We start from the raw sequence: 1,275 nt of genomic DNA, 5'->3' as shown, positions 1-1,275 counted from the left end.
GGCCGGGGTAGCGCCAGGGGTGTTCGCGCCGGGACATCTGGGTGAACTGACCCGGATCATTCCGTTCGAGATGGTCGATGATGTGCTGGCGCAGACCCGTGCGCATGAGCGCAGGGTCCGCCTGGTGCCGGCCCGGGTCACGGTCTACCTGCTGCTGGCCGCGGCGTTGTTCACCGGCCTGGGCTACCGGCAGGTGTTCGACCGGTTGTGCGCCGGGCTGGCGGGCCTGGCACCCCTGCGGCCCAGCGGCAGCGCTCTTCGCCAGGCCCGCCAGCGGCTGGGAGCGGCGCCGATGAAGGCGCTGTTCGACCTGCTGAGCGGTCCTGCGGTGACGACCGCTGCGGCGGGATGGTGGCGGGGACTGCGCCTGGTCGCCGTCGATGGCACCCTGCTTTCGGTCCCGGACTGTGCGGCCAACCTTGCCAGGTTCACCCGGCAGCGGCTCGGCAACGGGATCTCGGGATACCCGCAACTGCGGCTGACCGTGCTGCTGTCCTGCGGGACCCGGTCGCTCATCGCGGCCGCCTTCGGGCCTGCCACGACCGGTGAGCTGGACTACGCCCGCCGCCTGGCCGCGCAGCTACGGGCCGGGATGCTCCTGCTGGGCGACCGGAACTTCGCCGCCACCGATCTGCTCAACCATCTGGCCGCCACCGGCGCCGACCTGCTGGTGCGCTGCAAGTCCGGCCGCAACCTGCCTGCCGTGGCGCGCTGCCGCGACGGCTCGGCCCTGGCCCGGCTCGGCGCGCTGACCGTCCGCGTCATTGACGCCGAGATCACCATCCGCACCGCGGCCGGCATCCGGAGCAGTCACTACCGGCTGTTGACCACCCTCACCGACGCTTCCCGCCATCCGGCGGCCGATCTCGTGCGGCTCTACCACGAGCGCTGGGAGATCGAGACCACCTACGCCGAGCTGAAGTCCACCATCCTGGGCGGGCACATCCTGCGCTCGCGCACCCCTGACGGCATCGAACAGGAGGTCTGGGCCCTGCTGACCGTCTATCAGGTCCTGCGCATCGCGATGACCGACGCCACCGACAGTGTTCCAGGCCTCGACCCGGACCGGGCCGGCTTCACCACGGCCCTGGCCGCCGCCCGTGACCAGCTCATCCTGGCCGCCGGCGTCATCACCGGCACCGACATCGACCTGATCGGCAGCATCGGGCGTCACGTCCTGGCCCACCTCTTGCCCGCCCGGCGGGTCCGCACCAAAGACCGCATCGTCAAACGCGCGATCTCCAAATACAACGCCCGCGGACCCGCCATCGACCG

The 1,275-nt window shown here is 71.2% G+C and carries 1 protein-coding gene; it reads left to right on the top strand.

Annotated elements, in window-relative coordinates; genetic code table 11:
* Positions 1-70 precede the first annotated feature (70 nt).
* Positions 71-1,275: IS4 family transposase (locus ACBI99_RS45770; RefSeq protein WP_375075416.1), on the top strand; the 1,205-nt coding region annotated here is incomplete at its 3' end.

This window comes from Nonomuraea sp. ATR24, from assembly GCF_041950485.1.
GTDB classification, from domain to species: Bacteria; Actinomycetota; Actinomycetes; order Streptosporangiales; family Streptosporangiaceae; genus Nonomuraea; species Nonomuraea ceibae.
Note: the sequence above shows the minus strand (reverse complement) of the source record. Positions and strands in the feature narration are given on the sequence as shown.